This window comes from Paraburkholderia phenoliruptrix (assembly GCF_019511605.1).
Lineage (GTDB): Bacteria > Pseudomonadota > Gammaproteobacteria > Burkholderiales > Burkholderiaceae > Paraburkholderia > Paraburkholderia phenoliruptrix_A.
Map to the genome: position 1 here is coordinate 40678 of NZ_JAEUAV010000033.1, position 19455 is coordinate 60132.

A 19455-nucleotide genomic window follows, 5' to 3' on the forward strand; every position below is an offset into this window, starting at 1 on the left:
TTGAGAGTGTTATGAGAAAAACCATTTGTCTGATTCTTATATTGCTGCCTCTGAGTTCATTCGCCCAGACGTGCTCCGACAGTGGTAACGTGTATGGCGATTTATCCTGCGCGAATCAAGCGCTGGATCGCGCAAAAAGGGAGCTTAATGCAATCTATCAAAAAATATACACAACCACACAGTACAAGAGTGAGTTTGAGCAGTCACAAAAGGCTTGGCTTAACTATAGAGAGAAGCAGTGTAATGGCTATATTGCAGCCGAAGCTTCGCAATCTCAAGGCGTTGGCCCTGGTTTAATCACGAAAGACTGTCTCGTCACAATCACCAGGCAACGAGTTGACTATTTGAAGACTCTTCTCGAGAAATAGCAGGTCGATATGATGAACCTCATCCGCATTGACGACGATACCGACCACGGCGGCAAAGTACTGACCGGCTCGGCGACGATGCGTTTCGATGGCCGCTTCGTCGCGCGTAGGGGCGACCGTGTTTCGTGCCCGGGGCATCCGGACGTATCGCCGAACGTGATTGAGGAAGGAGACGCATCGATGACCGATGACGGTGTCCCTATTGCTCGGCATGGTCACCGCGCCACGTGTGGCTGTCGCCTGATCTCAAGTTTGACCTGATACCTCGCGACCGTCGCTAAGATCGCCAGCTAGAAGAATGTGGCCTCACGTTGGGCGGAACCTATATCGGCGCGAAGGAGGTCGACCAATCGAGGCGTGCGGCGTCTTCCGCGTCGGGCGAGGCAGGCTCATCAGTATTTCGCCGCCACAACTGGCGGCGTCACAGCAGTCGGCAGCGGTCGAGGTACTACTGTGGACGATGAGTCCTCTGCTGGAGCGAGCCTCAAGACACAGACCATATTGCTTATCCATTCGGCTGAAAAGGCAACAACGCCAATGCTCAAAGAATCTATCTTTGCTGCAGTGCTCTTCTCCCTGCCCCTCGCCACGCATGCAGAAATAACGAGCGAGACATTCTGCTTCAGTTCCGGCGACGCGAAACCGATCAACTTTGAGATGCATACGTACTACGACTCGGCCAACAAATTTTCCTCCGGCTTCGTCAGGTACCAGAACTCAAAACAACCGATCCCCCTGGTTCTCGCCAACTCAGCGGAGGAAACGCTGAGCGAGAATGCGCCCGACCAGGAGACCACAACCTGGACCGAGATATACAACGGACGGGCTACCGGCGAATACGAAATGATCGCGCAGGGAACGAAAGTTTCCTCTTTGGTCTACACCAATAAGAAGACACAGAAAACCGCCTTCGTGTTGAACACTCGTGCAATCGCGGATGGCAACTGCAAGTGGTAATGCTTGTGCATGGTTCGCAACGGCGGATTGGTGGCGGTGCGAAGTCCAGGATGGCAGCTTTCATTGAAACCCGCAGATAACAAACGCTATTCGAGTCGATGACTTTGCACGCGCGACACCAGCAATGCCATGACAACAACCGTGGACGCCCCGACACTCCCACTGGAGCCGTATGGAGAGCGCATCGCATCGCGGGTGGTGGGCCTTGAAGCAGATCAGCAATCCGCGCGGTGATCGATTCAAATGGGGCGATATGAAATATGCACTCTGCATAATCTAAACGAAGTCCGCCTGAGTTATGTATTTGATTGATTTTCGTAATGAAAAAGTAATAAAAAATATTCCAAATTCTTGCTCAAGTTTTCTCCTGTCACGCCGACATTCGTAATACGGGCGCATGGGTCAAAGAACCCGCCCTACACAAAAACCAAGCTAGAGAGTCTGTCGGACGGGGTTGCATGAAAGGCCGGTGTTATCTCCGACTCCCGAAATGCGGGAGTTGGCGCGCGATTGCTCGCGCTGTCTACTTCATTCAGTTGCTATTTGCCGCTGCGCCAGTTACGGCCAGTGCGGCAGGCATCGTCATAGACGGCGCAACTGCAACCACGGTTTCCACTGCCGCAAATGGTCACCAGACCGTCAATATCGCTCCGGCATTTGCGGGCGTTTCCAGCAATACCTACACGAATTTCAATGTCGATGCGGCGGGCGCTTCGCTGAACAACGTGGGTATTAATGCCCGCACGATTGTCAATCAGGTCACGAGCACGAATCCCAGCGTTATCAGCGGCCGTATCGATGTATTAGGCTCTCGCGCCAATGTGATATTGGCCAATCCCAACGGCATTACGGTGAATGGCGGATCGTTCGTCAATACCGGCCGTGTGGCGTTGACGACCGGGCATGTCAGCTTCAAGGACACGGTGCCGGTAGCCGGACTTCCGGAGCGAGACATCGTGCTCGACACGAGCACAGGCACCATCGTCGTCGGACCGCAGGGATTGACAGGCGCGCTGATCGGTCTCGACCTGATTGCGAAGAACCTGCAGATCAACGGGCCGCTGACCAACACCTTCACGTCGCAAACCGCTGCTGTACGCGCGGTCGCGGGCAACAGCAACGTCACGCTGAACACGGCGGTGTCGCCAACCGACAATGGCAACGACTGGTTGACACTGAGCCAGCCGACATCGCCCGCCACCGCAAGCTCGTTCGCCATCGACATCACCGCAGCAGGCAGCCTGACGAGCGGCCGCGTGCAACTGATCGTCACCGACAAAGGCCCTGGCGTGCGCAGCGCGGGGCCGCTGAACGCGACGCTCGGCGACTTCACGCTGGCCTCGAACGGCTCCGTGCAGTTTTCCAACACCACGCTCACCGCGCAGAACAATCTCGATCTGCAGGTGCACGACAACCTTGCGCTGACCGACACAAAGGTCACGACGAACAACGGCGCGGCCACGCTGGCTGCGAGCGGCGCCGTGACGCTGACAGGCAGTAGCCTGCTCGCCGCGACGGGCATCGACATCAGCGGTGCGGGCATTGCATTGACGCAGGATGCCGCGGCTCAATCGGTGGTTGCGTCTGCAAAGAGCGGGGTGGTTCTGACGAGCACCGGCGACATCACTAACTTTGGCTCGCTGATTCAGGGCCAGCAGATCAATACGCTCGACGCCGCATCGCTCGGCGCCGTGACGCTGAACGCGACCGGCAACGTGCTGAACCACTCGACAGCGGATAGCAAACTCGCGGTTATCTTCGGCGTGGCCGGCGACGTGTCCATCACTGCCGGTGGTTCGGTGACCAACCAGAACGCCCGCATGCTGTCGAACAAGGCGCTGACAATAACGGCCGGCGGCGACGTGAACAACATCGTCGATCATTCCGCCGGTACAAACGGCGGCGCGCCGGTCGGCTATTCCGACCGCAGCTGGCGGCTCCTTTTTGTCGAGCATCGCGAAAGCGGTTTCGACGTGGATTACGGCGCAATCGACGACCCTTCGAAGCTCTCGTACATCACCGCGGACGACGGCAAGCTCTCCATCTCGGGCACGAACGTGACGAATGTCGGCGGCTCGATTCTCGCGAACGGCGGCTCCATTGCGGTCACGGCTCGCAACCAGCTGCTCACGCAAGGCGTCTTTACAGGCCAGGCCTCTTACCGGCAAAAGTGCTTCTTCTTCTGTAGTTCGTCGTCTTCGAGCAGCGTGCAGGCGTTCGGCGGAGTGATCGAAGCATCGCAGGACATCACGCTGAAGGCCGGCACGCAGATTACCAACACCGGCGGCACGGTGCTCGCGCTCAATACACTCAAGCTCGATGCGCCGAAGACGCTCGCTCAGGCCGTACTCGGCTACAGCGCGATCAACCGCAATCACGACCTGAAGGCGTGGTTCGGCAACTCATGGTCGGCGATTTTCGCGGCGGACACCGGCGGCGTCTTCACCGGCGGCAACGGCCAGGTCGAGCTGACCGGTGAGGCCGACATTGACGGGGGCGCCTTCAATGCCCCTGGGGGGATCAAGGCCGCGGGCGGTGTGAACACCATCCGCACGCCGTACCGCGCGCCGGTGACCATCGGCAATCACAATCACATTGGGCTCGTGTCATGGTTCGGACTTTGACGCGCGCGATGCGGCGGGTACTCAAGCCGGCCGCGCAGCAGCCCCGCATGCGACCCGCGCAGCAGGCGCGGAAGCACCGCCTGCGCAGCCTTGCACGCTGCACATTCGCCGTGCTTGCCGGTGCCGCCTCAGCCCGCGCTTTCGCGCAAACGTTGCCTCCTGGCCTCGCCGGCAACCCGGCACTGGGCGGCGCACCGTTCGGTGTGCCGATGCGCGCCGAGCAGGACCCTGCACAACGGTTGCTGCAGGAGCAGCGCGACCGCCAGCGTCGCGAGGAAATCCAGCAGGCGCCCGCGCAAATCGAAGTACAGCAGCCCACCGTGGTCAACCTTCCCGAAGGCGCGGATGTGGAAACGCTGACGGACGTGGAGCCGCTCTTCAGGATCGACCACATCGAATTCATCGGCGACACGGTGCTCGGGCAACACGAACTGGACACGATTGCCGCGCCTTTCATCGGCAAGCAGCTCGGCCGCAACCGCATCAACCTGCTGCTGCGCCGCGTGACCGAAGCATTCATCGCGCGTGGCTACATTACGACGCGCGCCTATCTCGGCGCGCAGAATCTTGCTTCGGGCACGCTGAAGGTCAATATCGTCGACGGCAAGGTGTCGGCGTTCACGCTCAACGGGCATGCCCTGCGTCCGCGCGACTCCAACGAGCCCTGGTACACGACGCACGGCGGCGGCCTGCTGACCGACGCGGGTACGGCATGGGCATTCGGCGACAGCGTAGGCGACGTGCTGCGGCTGCCCGATCTCGAGCAGGGCGTCGACCAGATCAACCGGTTGCGCCGCAACCAGGCCGAAATCCAGATCATGCCGGGCGAGACGCCGGGCGATTCAGTGGTCGCCATCACGAACCACTATGGCGACCGCGTTTTCTACGATCTCGGCATCGACAATTACGGCAGTTCGCAAACCGGCACGCTGCGCTATCGCGCCGGCGTGCAGGCGAACAACCTGATCGGTTTGCAGGAGTCGCTGTCGTTTAACTTCGTGGGCACTCAGGACAGCAATGCGTTGGTGTTTTCCGCTGCGGCGCCTTACGGGTATCAAACCTTCAGCTATACGACGTCGCTCTCCGAATACCAGCAGGCCATCGGCGACATCGCGTTGCTTCAGGGCCGCACGTTCAGCCAGATTCTCGGCTGGAACGATGTGTTGACGCGTTCGCGTGCGGGCCGCACGAGCGTCGACGTCACGCTCACGAAGATGCGCACCGAGCGCACCCTGAACGGTATTGAACTGTCGCCGCAGGACCTCACGGTATTGCGCATCGGTCTGAATGGTTTGCGCCGTTTCGTCGCGAATGACCAGGGCGCGGCTGCGACGTGGGACGTCGGTGTGTCGCGCGGGTTGCCGTGGCTCTCGGCCAGTCACGATAGCGCCGGCATCGACGAGGTCGAGGCGCACAGTCAGTTCACGCGGCTCGATGCGACTGCCACGCTGCAGATCGCGCTCGGCACGCTGGCGGGCACGCAATGGAGCTATCGCGGCACGCTGCGCGGCCAGTACAGCCGCGTCGCGCTGTTCGGCAACGAGCAGATTTTCCTCGGCGGCATGGACTCGGTGCGCGGCTTTACCGAAGGCGGCATTGCAGGCGACAGCGGCTTTTATCTGCGCAACGAGGCGGCCTGGCAGAACGTGCCAGCCTGGCACGACGCGCGTCTCGAACCGTATGTGTTTCTCGACGGCGGCAAGTCGCATCTCGTCGCACAAGGCGGCTGGCCGACGCTGATCGGCACGGGCGTCGGCGCACGCGCGCAATGGCGCTACAAGACACAAACCGTCACCAGCGAGGTGCTGCTCGGGCAGGCCTTGCTTCAACCGGCCGCGCTCGGAAAGAAAGCCACCGTGCTGCTCGCCACGCTCAACTGGTCACTCTGAAGAGGTCCCTATGAAACATCGCCCGATCGCAGTCACGATCCGCAACGCCACGCTGTTCGTCATGCTTGCCGCAGCAGGCCTCGCTGTCGGTACGCCCATCGCACAGGCAGCCAACAAGCCTTCGACGAAGCCCTCCGCGGAAAAAAGCGTCGAAGCGGCGCCCGGTCCGTTGCCCGCCAACGCGGTCGCGCGCGTGAACAACGTAGTCATCACGCAGGCCCAGCTCGACGATGCTGTGCGCGCGTCGAACGCACCTGACACACCCACGCTGCGCGCATCGATCAAGAACCAGATGATCGCTCGCGAACTGTTCCGCCAGGCTGCGGAAAAACAGCACTACGAATCCCGCCCGCAGGTGGTGGCCGCAGTCGAGCAGGCGAAATCCGCAGCGATGACTGCCGCGTATCTGCGCGATCAGGTGAAGCCTGTGCCGGTAACCGATGCAGACGTAAAGGCGAAGTACGACGCGATCGTCGCCACGCTCGGCGAGTTCGAATACAAGCCGAGCGCCATTGCGGTGAAAGATGCGGACACCGCGCAAACGGTGCTGACGCAACTCAAGAAGGGAACAGACTTCGCGCAGCTCGCGAAGCAGTACAGCCAGGGGCCGGGGGCCGCGCAAGGCGGCGCGCTCAACTGGATTTCGTTCAGGACGCCGATTCAGCCCGGCAACACGCAGAACTGGCCGCAGCCGCTTGCCGAAGCACTCGTGAAGCTGCCGCAGGGCGGCGTGTCGAGCGCGCCGGTACAGGTCGGCGACGCGTTCTGGATTCTGCGCGTCGACGAAAAGCGCCCGACGCAAGTGCCGCAATACGACCAGATCAAGGACACCTTACGCAAGCAGCTGGAACAGGTGGCGCTGCAGAAAGCGACCGCGCAGGTGGTTGTCGATCTGATGAAGAACGCACGGATTCAGCAGCAGTAACAACCTTGCTTTGCGAGGGATGCAGCGGGCGGGGTGAAACCGCTGCGACGCCACTTCGGGTTTGAACGCCCGGACCGGCGAAGAAGTGCCATACGTACAAAAAACCAGAAGAAGACGAGAGCATCATGAACGCGTCGACGCGCAACGCTTTACGACAACTCGAACAGAATCTCCACGCCCACGACGAGCGGCACGAACGCGGCATGCAATCGGCGCGCGAGCGCTGGTCGGTGCCGACGCCTGCCCGCGTGTATCGCGTGTGGCAGCGTGCGGTCTCGGCGCTGGTCGCGTTGACGCTGTTCGCCGGGCCGCTGTCTGTCACGTTTGAACAAAGCCGCGACGCGGCAGGCGTGCTCGCCGCGGGCAGCCAGCGTCTGGACGACGATGCATGGCAGCAGATTCTCGATCTCGCCGGCTTGCGCGTTCGCTTCGTGATGCAGGAGGCGCAGGCCGCGCCTATCGTCGACCCGACTGCACCGATTTCCTTTCAGCCGAAGATCACGCAGAGCACCGGCGCGAACGGCGGCGTACCCGTGGTCAACATCACGGCGCCGAACGCAGCAGGCATTTCGCTGAACCAGTATCAAAGCTTCAATATCGACCCGGTCGGGTTGATCCTCAACAATAGCCTGATGTCCGGCACGTCGCTTACGGGCGGCGACGTGCAGGCCAATCCCAATCTTTCCGGGCGGACGGCAAGCGTCATCGTCAACCAGGTGACCTCGACGGGCGCCGCATTCGCGAGTCTGCTGAACGGCCCGCTGGAAGTGTTCGGCGCGCCGGCCACCGTCATCATCGCGAATCCGAACGGCATTACGACGAACGGCACCGGCTTCACGAATACCATCGGCGTCACGTTGTCGACCGGCACGCCGCAATTCCTGAGCGATCTCAAAGGCACCGTCAGCGACTTCAACAACGCGCAGGCGGTCGGTTACAGCGTGACTGGCGGCCATATCCAGATCGAGGGCAACGCGGGCGTGAACGGTCCGGGCGCGGGTATCGAAGGCACGGTGGGCACGATCGATCTGATCGGCGAGACCATCGGCATCAATGCGCCGCTGTATGCGGGCCAGCGCATCAACGCGATTGCGGGCCGCCAGTTCGTGCTGCCCTCAGCAGTGGCAAGCAGCGGCACCACGTATGCGACCTCGTCCAACGGTGCGCAGAATACGGCCAGCGCGATCAACAGCGCAAATGGGCGCGCCAACAACGGGCTTGCGATCGACGCTACTGCCTTCGGTGCAATGACCGCGGGCCAGATCCAGGTGATCGGCACGGCAGCCGGAATGGGCGTGCGCACCGATGCGCAGATGGCGGCAAATACCGGCGACCTGTTGCTCTCGTCAAATGGCGATCTCACCGTCAACGGTTCGGCTGCGCAACAGCAGGCGACCTTGCAGGCAAGCGGCAACCTCGCGATGACGGGCGCGCACGTCGGCGTCACCGGCTACACGATCAATGCAAATGGCGACGTGACGTCGAGCGGCACGATCCAGACTGGCGGCAAGCTCGCAGTGAGCGCGGGCGGCAGCGTGAATGTCGCGAACGCGCAGTCGAACGGCGACGCTGCGCTCAAGGGCGGTGCGAATGTCACGCTCGGCGACGTGCAGACGGGCGGCGCGCTGGCGGTCAGCGCACAAGGTAATGACGGCGCTGGCGACATCAATCTGAACGGCACCTCCGTGGTGAGCGGCGCGACGAACCTGCAGGCCGCGCGCGACATCAACTTCAACGGGCAGACCAACAGCGGCACATTGCAGGCAACCGCGCAACGCAACGTTAATTCAAGCGCGGCGTTGCAGACATCGGGCGAGCTCGCGCTGAATGCCACGCAAGGCAATGTCAATGCTGGCGGCACCGTGAAAAGTGGAAGCGGGCTTGCGCTCGCATCCGGCCAGAACGTCAACGTGAGCGGACAAGTCACTGCGCAGAACGCAGTCACGGTCGCGGTGGGCCAGGACCTCGCAGTGACCGGGTCGCTCGCGAGCGGCACGACGCTCTCGGCCAACGTTGCGCGTGACGTTTCGGTCGCAGGGTCGCTGCTTGTCGGGACCGATGCGCAGATCAACGCGGCGCGCAATGTCGATGTGCCCGGCGTTGTTATCGTGCAGCAGGACGGCGTGGTGAACGCGCAGAACAACCTGACCGGCAGCGGTTCGCTTGCGTTTGGACAGAACGGCACGCTGACCACGGGGCAGGACGTCGCGTTTACCGGCAAGCTGCTCGCCAACGGTCTGCAGGTGAGCGCAGGCAATAACGCCAGTGTCGCCGACGTGCAGGCTGGCGGCACGTTCAGCATTGCGGCGAACGGCCTGACCAGCAACCCGGCTGGCGGCGGCGACGTGAGCTTCAATGGCAATGCGGCTGTGGTGGGCGCAACGAACGTGCAGGCCGCGCGCGATGTCACGGTGAACGGCACACTCGCGGGCGGCTCAAAGGTCGCACTGACGGCGCAACGCAACGTGACGGTGGCAACCAGCGGAACGGTGCAGGCCGTCGGGGACCTGGCTGTCGCAGCGGTGAACGGCAATGTCAGTTCGAGCGGCACGATGAACGGTGCCGCGAATCTGTCGGTAAGCGGCGCGCAGGACGTCGCGTTGACCGGTGCGACTAGCGTGACCGGAGACACGACGCTCAAGGCAGGGCACGACATCGTGATTGGCGGCACGCTGGCGGGGCAGGGCGCGGCAACGCTCGATGCCGGCCACGACGTTAGCGCGGGCGGCAGCAGCGGCTTCGTCAAGGATACGAGCATCACCGCGGCAAATGATCTTTCGGTGACGGGCTCCCTGCAAGGCGCGGCGGTTTCGCTGTCAGCGGGTCAGTCGGTGACGCTGAACAACGTGCAGGCCAACAACGCGCTGCAGGTGACGGCGTCAGGCGGCACGCTCGCGGTGAACGGGCTGGTTGCTTCGCTTTCCACTGCGTCGCTGAGTTCCGGCGGCGACACGTCAGTGAGCGGCGCATTGCAGAGCGCCAACGCATTGAGCGTGACGAGCGGCGGCAATACGACGGTTGCGGGAAGTGTTGCATCGAACGGCGACGTCACGCTTAAGAACGCGAACGGGTCGCTCGTCAGCACAGGCAATATTCAGTCCGGCGACAACCTGCTGATCGACGCGGCGCACTCGGTCGATCTCGGCACGCAAGGCACCTCCGCACTTGCGGACCTCACCGTCAAAGCCGGCCAGAATCTGACGATGAACGGTTCCGTGGTCGCGCAAGGCAACGGCACGCTGAGCGCGGGCGGGAACATTGCGGGCGCTGCTGCAAGCGCATTTGGTCTCGCGGCAAACGTCGCTTCCGGCGGCGATACGAATCTCACCGGCTCCTTGCGCGGCGGTACAGTGCAGACGACGGCGGGCGGCTCAGCATCGCTGCATGACGTGCAGGCCGCATCGGGTCTTGCGCTCGCAGCGAACAACGACCTCAACATTACCGGCGCTGTGACCGGCGGCGCGGCGGTTGCGCTGAACGCCGGGCAGAACATCGGCATCAGCGGCTCCATACAGGCGGCCAATGACACGACGCTGGGCGCGCAAAACGGCAACGTCACTTCGACAGGCACGATCGCGAGCAACGGTGCTTTCAATGCGCAGGCCGGTTCCGACATCAACCTGGGCGGCACGACGAGCGCTGCGCTCGACACGACGCTCACGGCAACGCGCGACATCAACGTGACCGGCATGCTTGCCGGACAGGGGCAGGGCAGTGCGACTGCCGGGCGCGACATCGGCGGGGCGGGCACCATGACGTTCGCGCAGGCCGCCACGCTCGCTGCGGGCCGCGACGTTGCGCAGGGCGGTTTGATTCAGGGGCAGTCCGTGCAGGTGACGGCTGCAGGCAACATCGCCACGAACAACGTCGAGTCGGCGAGCACCGTTGCGCTCACCGCGAATGGGACCAATACGGCTAACGGTCCCGGCAATGTGACGGTGAATGGTTCGGTGGCGGCTGCGGCGGCGGTGAGCACGACGGCGCGCAACGACGTGTCCGTTGCATCGACCGGCAAGATTGCCAGCGGCACGACGGTTGGCATCAATGCTCAGCACGACATCAACATTGCGGGCGCTGTGGAGTCGGTCGGCAATACGCTGCTCACTGCGCAGCAAGGCAGCTTGAATGCGACGGGCGGCATCAACAGCGGCGGCACGCTCGACATCGCGACCGGGCTCGATCTGTCGCTCGGGGCGAGCACGAGTGCAGTCGGTGATGCGACCTTGAACGCCGGCCGCGATGCGCTGCTGAACGGCCTGCTGATCGGCGAGGCAAACGGTTCGGTAACGGCGGGGCACAACATCGGCGGCGCAGGTACGCAGGCCTTCACGCAAGCCGCATCCTTCACGGCGCAACACGACATTGCGTTGACGGGCGGCGTGCAGGCGAGCGAGGTGAGTGCGATCGGCGGTAACAACGCAGCGCTGCACGATGTCCATTCATCGAGCACGTTGACGCTGAGCGCGAACGGCAACGCTGGCGGTGGCGATGCGGCCATCACCGGCACGGCCACCGCTCCGGGCGTCGTCACACTGAGCGGCGCACGCGACGTGCTGGTGAGCGGATCGCTGACCACCGGCGACTCGCTGACACTCACAGCGCTTCGTGACGTATCGGCAAGCGGCACGCTACAAACCACGGCTGGCGATCTCACCGCGACGACGGCCACCGGCAGCATCGCGCTGACGGGAACCACGACCACCTCCGGTGCGCTGACTCTGAACTCGGCGCTCGACACGCGACTCGGCGGCCAGATCAACGCGGCGAGGGACGTCACCGTACAGGCGGGACGTGACATCGCACTGAGCGGCACGCTGGCCGGTCAGCTTGGCGGCTCGCTCACGGCATCGCACGATATTGCCGGTGCGGGCGCGGCGGCATTTGCCCAGGCCGCGACGCTCGACGCTTCACATGACGTTGCATTGACCGGCGCGTTGCAAGGCGCGAGCGTCACCGTGACGGGCGGCAACAACGCCGGACTGGGCAGCGTGCAGGCAGTGACCGGCAATGCGAGCGTCACCGCAAACGGCAACGCAACGGGTGGCGACGTGACGATTGGCGGTGCGGCAACCGCGCTCGGCGCGCTCGCCGTGCAGGCGGCGCGCGATGTCAGCGTGGGCGGCGCGATCAACACAGGCAGCACGACCACAATCGACGCAACCCGCAACATCGCGCTTGCCGATGTGAATTCGGCAGGAAACCTGACGTTCGCCGCGACGAACGGCAACGCCAGCGCCGCGAACGTCACCACGCAGGGCAATCTCACAGGAAGCGCCGGACAGGCACTGACCGTCTCCGGCGCGACAACCGTCGGCGGCAATGCGCAGCTCGCGTCGGGCGGCAACATGACGTTGACGGGCGGCATCGGCGCGCAGAGCACCGGCACGTTGACGGCAGGCGGTTCGATCAGCGCGGCGTCTGTGGCGTTCGGTCAGCAGGCGACGTTAAGCGCGGGAGGCAGCATCGGCGTGAGCGGCGCTGTCGCGACCAACGGTGCGCTCAATGCGACCGCGGGAAATGACCTTTCGTTAGGTTCCGCGCAGGCGGGCGGCGCGCTCGCGCTGCAGGCGCAAGGACATAACGGCGCGGGCGACGTGAAGGTGAACGGCGCACTTGCGTCCGGCAGCACGGCGACGATAAATGCCGCGCGCGACGCAACCATCGGCGGCAACGCAAGCAGTACCGGCACGCTTGCCGTTAGTGCTGGCCGCAACGTCACTGCGAACGGCACGATCGGCGCAAACGGCGACGTGACGCTGACTGCGACGAGCGGCAACCTTGCCGTGGGTGGGCCGATCACGAGTCAGGGCAATCTCAACGCGAACTCAGGCGGTGCGCTCGCGTTGAACGGCGAGCTCGTCAACGGCAATACGACGTTGGCCGCGGGCAGCACGGCGACGCTGACCGGCACGTTCCTCGGCCTCGGTCTTGCGAACATCAACGCGGGCGGCGCTGTGAACGGCGGCGGCTCGCTGACCTTTGGCAAGGACATTACCGTAGGCGCCGGTAGTGGTATCACGCTTGGCGCGATTCAGGGCGCAGGCCAGTTCACGGCGACCTCGGCCGGCGCCATGTCGCTTGGCGCGACAACGGCGGTGGGCAATGTAAGCGCGAAGTCGACGGGCGGCAGCGTGAGCTTCGGCGGCGATCTGCAGTCCGGCGGCAACGTAACGCTTCAGGCCGCGAACAATGCGACGGTGGCGGGCGCGGTGTCGTCGATGGGCACCGTGAACATCAGCGGCGCGCAAGGCAATGTGAGCGTGGCGGGCGTGTCGTCCAACGGCGATACGACGATGAGTGCCGGACAGACGCTCTCGCTGAGCGGCACGAGCACCGTGGCGGGGCAGTTCACGCTGAGCGGCGGCAACGTCACGTTGAGCGGCTCGCAAGGCGGCTCGAAGAATGTGAGCGTGAGTGCGCAGGGGACGCTCGATGCGAGCGGCGCGTCTGTCGTGTCCACGCAGAACATGCAGTTCAGCGGTACGAACGTGACATTGGGGACGGCGATTGCCGGCGGGGCGCTGACCGCGACGGCATCGAATCAGCTCTCTCTCGTGGGCGCGGCGGTGGATGCTGTCGGCGCAGCGACGCTGAGCGCAGGCAACGGCTTCTACAACGCGAGCCAGGTGCTCTCGGGCGGCGCGCTGTATGTGTCGGCACCGAATCTGACAAACGCGGCGAATGCGTCGCTGGCGTCGACCACTACGACGACGATCAACGCGACGAACTTCACGAATGCGGGGCTCGTGAATGGTTCGACCACCAATGTGACGGTGGCCGGCGCGCTCAACAACAGCGGCGGCTCGTTGATGGCGGTCAACAGCCTCAATGTGAATACGGGGACGCTCAACAATCAGAACGGGATCATTTTCGCGGGCAATCCCAATGGGCCGGGTGGGCCGACTACGGGCGACGTCTCGCTGACCATCAACGGCGGCGACGGTTCTTTCTACAACGCTGGAGGCCAGTTGCTCGCGCAGCGCAACATGGGCATCAGCGCGATGAACATGGCGTTCGATCCCTCGCAGGGGACGATCAGCCAGGGCGGGCAGCTTTCGATCACCGCCGGGTCGATCAGCAATAGCGGAACCTGGAATTACGGTGGACAGGGCGTGACGCTGACAGGCGTCTATGGCATCAACAACTACGGGACCATGACGGGGACCGCGCCGCTGACGCTGTCGACCAACGGCACGTTCACGAATTTTGGGCAGGTTACCGGCAGCAACGTTACGTTCAATGGGACGTTGAATAATGTTGCTGGGGCGGTGATGCATGCGGACGGCACGCTTGCGTTGAATGGGAATACCGTTAATCGCGGGACTGTGGAGGCCAGTGGGCTGCTGTCGGTCACTGGCGGGAATTACGACAACCAGGGTGCGACGACGCAATCAAAGGGGGATGCGAATTTTAATCTCTCAGGGACGTTGCTGAATACTGGTGGTTCTATTTTCGCGGGGAATAACGTCAATATTAGTGCGGGGGCGGTGGTTAATGATCAGACGGCGCCGAGTGCGCCAGTGACGACGACTGCAACGGTCACTGATCCCACGCTTCTATGGTCAGCAGTTGCCGGGACCAAGACGTCCTGGTCGCTGCATCACGTAGGAACCGGAGACGGAGGCGAGCTCGCAGCCGGATCGACCACTGTCAGTGCGACGCTCGGAGACGTCCTGTCGCCGCAAGGTAATGCGAGCGCCTCTTCGCCCGTGGCCGGATCAGGAACGGTCACCTTTTACGATCACGACGGAACATGGACGGTGGCGGATGGGCCCGACCCGACTGCGACTGGATCTGTCACCCTCTCTTTGCCCACGATTTCGCAAACGTCCGTGACACAGCAGCCGGGGACATCCGGCGTGATTTCCGCTGGTGGATCGATATCGCTAGTGGCGGGTTCGCTGTCTAACCAAGGTGGGCAAATCGCGGCGCAGGGCGATGTCACTCTCAATGTGCAGTCGCTCAGCAATGGTGCTGCTGCCGCCACCACAACCTATCAGACGGGACTGAGCGTTGACGCTGGGCAATTCTCGAGTTTCTTTGCGCAGTTGAAAGCGCTGGGCGTGATTACGGTGGCAGGTACCGGTAACCCGACCGGCACCAACTGCGATTCGCAAGGATACTGCACGGTCGGGGACGCACTTCCGCCGACACAATTTAACATCGCACCGGGCGCAGCTCCCACCGCTACAGGATCAACTACAGTCTCGTTGCCGACAGGCATGATCGCGGCTGGCAGCAACCTGGCTATCTATGGCGGCAACCTCGCTAACGCGGGTTTGTTATATGCCGGCAATAACGTTCTGGTCGGCGCGGCGAGCCTGACGAACCAGGGCGGCAACCAGCAGAGTTCTTCGACGCAGACTGGTTGTGCGGCCGGTGTGCCAAGCACCGCGTGCGGCACTGCAGGCCACCTCCGCGGGTCGAATCCCACCACGACGACGTTCGGCTACAGCCAGAACGACGCGACGATCTACGCCGGCCACGACCTGGTGATTGCCGCAGGCCAGATCAACAACACGTTCGGGAATCTGCTCGCGGGGCATGACATCGTAATTGGCGGTGTCGGTACAACCGCGAGTTCGACGACGCCCGCAACTAGCCTGAACAACACGTCGGGCAACATCGTCGCCGGCAACAACATAACGCTTAATGTGTCGGGCGCGATCACCAATAACCTGCCACCGCCGGTTCCCGTGCACGAGAATTACGGCATGAAGGAGCAGTATTCCGGCTGTATGACCGCTGGCGGTTACAAGGAGAGTTACTGCGAAGGTTATGTCGATCAGCAATCGGGTAGCTCGTCAGTCATCGGTGCAGGCAACAACCTGCAGATCAATGCGGGAAGTCTGACTAACATCGGTAGCCTGATCGCTGCGGGCAATACGGCGACCATCGCGGTGGCTGGCCCCGTCGTCAATGAAGCGCAGACACTGAATGCCTACTGGCACTCGCATTGGGTCCAGGAAACGGGCCTGTTCAGCAGCGACAAGCGTCATGATGTCTGGGCCTGCGGCTCACCTGCGGAATGCACGGCGCTCTATGGCAGCGCGTACACAAGCGCTGGCGGGACGATTGATCCGCCACAGCCGATCGGGAACATTGCTGCGACAATCCAGGCGCCGAACCTGTCGATCACTTCCGGCGGTCAGATCCAGAACGTCGGCAATGTAATCGGCACGTCCGTGACCCTGACGGGTCAGAAACTCATCAATGGCATTACGACGGCGAACACTTATACACCGCGCGTCAATGCTCCGTCGCAGGTCATTTCCCTCAGCCCGGTGACGCTGCCTGGGTTGAACCTTGGGGTGCCACGCACCGTGGGCGGCGCTCTTCCGACGCCGGTCGCAGGCAAGGCATCGTTTGTCGACAGCTCGCTGGGTAGCTCAGCAATCGGCAATCTGGGCCCGCAGAACCTGCTTGATGCCCTGCCGCCGCGCTTGCAGCCAGGCTCAACACTCTTCTATTACAACCCGCAGGAAGAAGACCTGATGCTGCAGCAGGCCGCATTGCAGCAGACGGGCAAGGCGAGCTTCATCGACGGGCTGACGTATGACAGTACGAAGGCCAGGTCCGTTACTGAGCAGGAGAAGCAGTATCTGTATCAGAACGCCCTCGACTACGCTACGGCAAACAATCTACAGCTGGGCGTAGCGCTCACGCAGGCGCAGATCAACGCTCTCGACAAGCCGATGCTCTGGTATGTCGAGCAGACGGTACCGGACCCGTCGTGCACGGCGACGGGCGTAGCTGCGTGTCCGACGATCACTGCGCTGATGCCGCAGGTTTATCTGCCGAGCGATACGAGTGCGATGTCGGCCGGTGGCAACATCACGGGCACCGACGTCACCCTTAACTTCAACAAGGACGGCGGCAGCGTCCTGAATACCGGAAGTATCACGGCTTCCGACACGCTGACGGTCAATACCGGCACGCTCACCAATCAGGCGAATCAGGTCAACATTGGTGAGATCTGGGGATATGTAAAAGACGCCGGTTACTCAAAAACGACCGGCACGGAGGTACAGCCGGGCGGGTTCATGAGCGCGGCCAACATGGACCTGAACGTGCAGACGCTCAGCCAGATCGGTGGTGCGCTGCAGAAGCTCGACGCGGATGGGGCAGTTGATCCAGCCGGAACACAAGAATTGCTGGCGAGTCTGCAGCAGCAGCTTGGTGGGGCTTTCGCGCAGACGACGGTACACGATGACATTCATACGGATTTCGTTGCGCAGGGCGGAGGGGTTCCGACGGTCGTCGTCGCTGCGATTGCAATTGCCGCTTCCATCGTCACCGGAGGAGCGACGCTTGCAGCGCTGGGGCCGGTTCTATCGGGGGCGCTTGCAGGGGCGATGGGCGCGTTCGTGTCTCAGGCGTTCTCTGGAAACGGCATCGACATCCTGCAGATTGCGGAGGCAGGCGCGGTTGCTGCACTAACGGCAGGCGCTTTTTCGGCAGCAAATGTCGGCGGCGCGGAAGCTCTTCAGCAGGTGGGCAGCAAGATCGCCAGTGGCTCAATTACAGCGACCGAGGTTGGCAGCGCGATCGGACTGATTGCTGAGCGAAGTGTAATCACTGCGGGGATCGACACGGCGATCTACGGGGGGAGTTTCGCGAACGCACTGCAATACTCAGCGCTCAGCGATGTGGCTGCCGTGGGTGCGGGGGCAATCGGGGCTGCGTCGCAAAACGATAAGTCATGGATGGCCCAAGGGAGCCCGGGTTATGTGCTGGCTCATGCGGGCTTGGGTTGCGCAATATCGGCCGCGGAGGGAACCGGTTGTGCCGGGGGGGCGATTGGCGGGGCGGTCAGTGCGGCGTTCTCGCCGGACTTAGTGAAGGCGGTCGACCCGACGGGCGCGCCGCTTGATCCGGGCCAGCAGGCGGCATTGGCAGCGTTCGCGACGCTGGCAGGGGGTGGCCTTGCCGGTCTCGCCGGTCAAAATGCGATGGCTGGGGCGACGGCCGCGCAGAACGAGGCGCTGAACAACACGGGGGACCATGCGGCCGACGCGGCGAAAAAAGGCGGCCTGCTGAACGCGTTCGGCACCTGGCTGCAGAACACCTACGGCGATCCGGTGGGTTCCTTCCAGAACTGGGGTAACCAGTTCCTAGGTCTGGTGACGTCCAACAACGGACAGACGCCACCGTCTGATCCGAATCCACTGGTGCAGGCAAATAATGGAAATCCGCCGAACACTGGGGCGTCGCCGGTGACGCCAGCGGTGCCCGTATGTGATCCACCGGTTTGCACGATGATCCCTGGTGCACCGGGTACGCCGAGCCACATAACGCTTTCGAGCGGCAACGGTAGCGGAGACACGGTAGGCGGACAAGGTTCTTCGACGGACAATGGGCGCGTTGAGATTGACGACTCGCGAGCCGGGCACATCTTCCGCGATTCGGACGGACATATTAGTGACACTCCGGCCAATCGGCAGCTTCTTGAAAGTGTCGCGAACGATCCGTCGGCTGTACTAGGAACGGATAAGTACGGCACCACGTGGGCTGCCAAAATAAATCCGGACGGGACCCAAACATGGGTAGGTATTCGGGGTGGTAAGGTTAGCTACGGTGGAATTAACCAAACGCCAAAGTCATTTAATCCTCAAACAGGGTTGGCCTCACCCACGAGGCCGGGGTAAGTGAGATGGATGATTCATTGACGACCACAGAAGCCTTCCGTGCGATGTTGATCTTCTTAGATCGCTATTACGAGAGAGGAGGTGGCCAAAGCGAGGACATCGCGACTCTATTGAGTGGAATATCGCAAACGGTCTGGGCTGACGGCAGTACGAACGATCCAGCCCAATGGCAAGACTGGTTGGACGCTGTTCGAGCAGCGAGAGATGAAGGTGCATAGGGCGAGTACTTGAGCACTGGCAAGAACCCGACGACGGCCGGGTTCGCTCTTTATGTGGCCGTTCAAGCGTGGATGATGACGAGCCTGCCGAGCTGAACCTCGACCTTGAGGCGCTGGTGAGGCTTGAAGCCCGCATGCTCGAGCCAACGGCCAGAGAGCTTGAGCCAAGGCACGAGGGGTGGGTTGTTGGTGCGTCGCCGAGGCGAGTAAACAACGGGCCGCACGTGGCGGAAGGTGTTGAATTAGCGCATTCAATCGGACATGCAGTTCGCTTGCGTACGAGCTGGCGCTTGAGGACCTAGGTGATCCGGGCGCACTCCAGATGGTCATCAGCCGCCGCGTGAATGAGAGCGACGCATGCGCACTTTGCGCGAGCGAGAGCGCACGGAGGGCGCTTGGTGGGCTTGGGCCCGATCGCGCAGCAGTTTGCGCTCAAGAATGACGGACTACGGGCGTTACTCATCGCAAACAAACGCCGCCTGCTGGGTCCCGAGGGCGGAGCACCACATCGCGTAATGTGGGTTTAACAACACCATCGTGCATGGGGCGCAGTACGATCCGCAGTTCGGGGTGTGCGGCCCAGCAGCATGAGCGCATACCACGGCCGGGAGGTCTTTCCCGCAATGGGGCACGCGAAGGGGTATCCAAGGACGATGGAGCTTCGCAAGACTGCTCCATGCACCGTTCGGTAAGCTGGTAAATCTGGCTCTTCGGCGGGTCATTTCTGCATCGGCGCTAACATCTGTGAAGCGGCGCTGCCATCGGGGGACCCGGAAACGCTCAGACCCTCTGCTACTACCCCGCAGCGCCTCCCGCCCAACTACCC

Annotated in this window: 8 protein-coding genes; 7 read left to right on the top strand and 1 reads right to left on the bottom strand. The window is 62.5% G+C overall.

What is annotated here, in order from left to right; translation table 11 throughout:
• Positions 1–11 precede the first annotated feature (11 nt).
• The 7 genes from JNB89_RS28300 to JNB89_RS28330 all read left to right on the top strand — a co-directional run bounded on the left by JNB89_RS28300 (position 12) and on the right by JNB89_RS28330 (position 18411).
• Positions 12–368 (top strand): lysozyme inhibitor LprI family protein, encoded by a 357-nt coding sequence (locus JNB89_RS28300; RefSeq protein WP_013339800.1) that lies wholly within the window; start codon positions 12–14, stop codon positions 366–368.
• Between the two features lie 9 nt (positions 369–377).
• The gene (locus JNB89_RS28305) at positions 378–629 is read left to right on the top strand and encodes a PAAR domain-containing protein (protein WP_013339799.1); all 252 of its coding nucleotides are present in this window, start codon (positions 378–380) and stop codon (positions 627–629) included.
• A gap of 192 nt (positions 630–821) precedes the next feature.
• On the top strand, positions 822–1325 hold the full coding sequence (locus JNB89_RS28310) for a hypothetical protein (RefSeq protein WP_346656235.1): 504 nt from the start codon (positions 822–824) through the stop codon (positions 1323–1325).
• A gap of 458 nt (positions 1326–1783) precedes the next feature.
• Positions 1784–3949, top strand: coding sequence for a filamentous hemagglutinin N-terminal domain-containing protein (locus JNB89_RS28315; RefSeq protein ID WP_222859091.1), 2166 nt, complete (start codon positions 1784–1786; stop codon positions 3947–3949).
• Positions 3950–3996: 47 nt separating this feature from the next.
• Positions 3997–5838: a ShlB/FhaC/HecB family hemolysin secretion/activation protein gene (locus JNB89_RS28320; protein WP_431026610.1), complete on the top strand. Its 1842-nt coding sequence runs from the start codon at positions 3997–3999 to the stop codon at positions 5836–5838.
• A gap of 10 nt (positions 5839–5848) precedes the next feature.
• Positions 5849–6763 carry a peptidyl-prolyl cis-trans isomerase gene (locus JNB89_RS28325; RefSeq protein WP_220364392.1) on the top strand — a complete coding sequence of 305 codons (915 nt, stop codon included), beginning with the start codon at positions 5849–5851 and terminating at the stop codon, positions 6761–6763.
• A 125-nt stretch (positions 6764–6888) separates the two neighbouring features.
• Positions 6889–18411, top strand: a complete 11523-nt coding sequence (locus JNB89_RS28330; protein ID WP_223216882.1) for a filamentous hemagglutinin N-terminal domain-containing protein — start codon at positions 6889–6891, stop codon at positions 18409–18411.
• Positions 18412–18691: 280 nt separating this feature from the next.
• Here JNB89_RS28330 and JNB89_RS28335 read toward each other — a convergent pair whose 3' ends face one another.
• Positions 18692–18853 carry a SymE family type I addiction module toxin gene (locus JNB89_RS28335; RefSeq protein ID WP_220364393.1) on the bottom strand — a complete coding sequence of 54 codons (162 nt, stop codon included), beginning with the start codon at positions 18851–18853 and terminating at the stop codon, positions 18692–18694.
• Positions 18854–19455: the final 602 nt, after the last annotated feature.

Excerpts from the sequence above, each read along its gene's own strand:
- JNB89_RS28330 (WP_223216882.1), top strand. The coding sequence starts at position 6,889 with ATGAACGCGTCGACGCGCAACGCTTTACGACAACTCGAACAGAATCTC.
- JNB89_RS28325 (WP_220364392.1), top strand. The coding sequence starts at position 5,849 with ATGAAACATCGCCCGATCGCAGTCACGATCCGCAACGCCACGCTGTTC.
- JNB89_RS28320 (WP_431026610.1), top strand. The coding sequence starts at position 3,997 with ATGCGACCCGCGCAGCAGGCGCGGAAGCACCGCCTGCGCAGCCTTGCA.
- JNB89_RS28300 (WP_013339800.1), top strand. The coding sequence starts at position 12 with ATGAGAAAAACCATTTGTCTGATTCTTATATTGCTGCCTCTGAGTTCA.
- JNB89_RS28315 (WP_222859091.1), top strand. The coding sequence starts at position 1,784 with ATGAAAGGCCGGTGTTATCTCCGACTCCCGAAATGCGGGAGTTGGCGC.
- JNB89_RS28305 (WP_013339799.1), top strand. The coding sequence starts at position 378 with ATGATGAACCTCATCCGCATTGACGACGATACCGACCACGGCGGCAAA.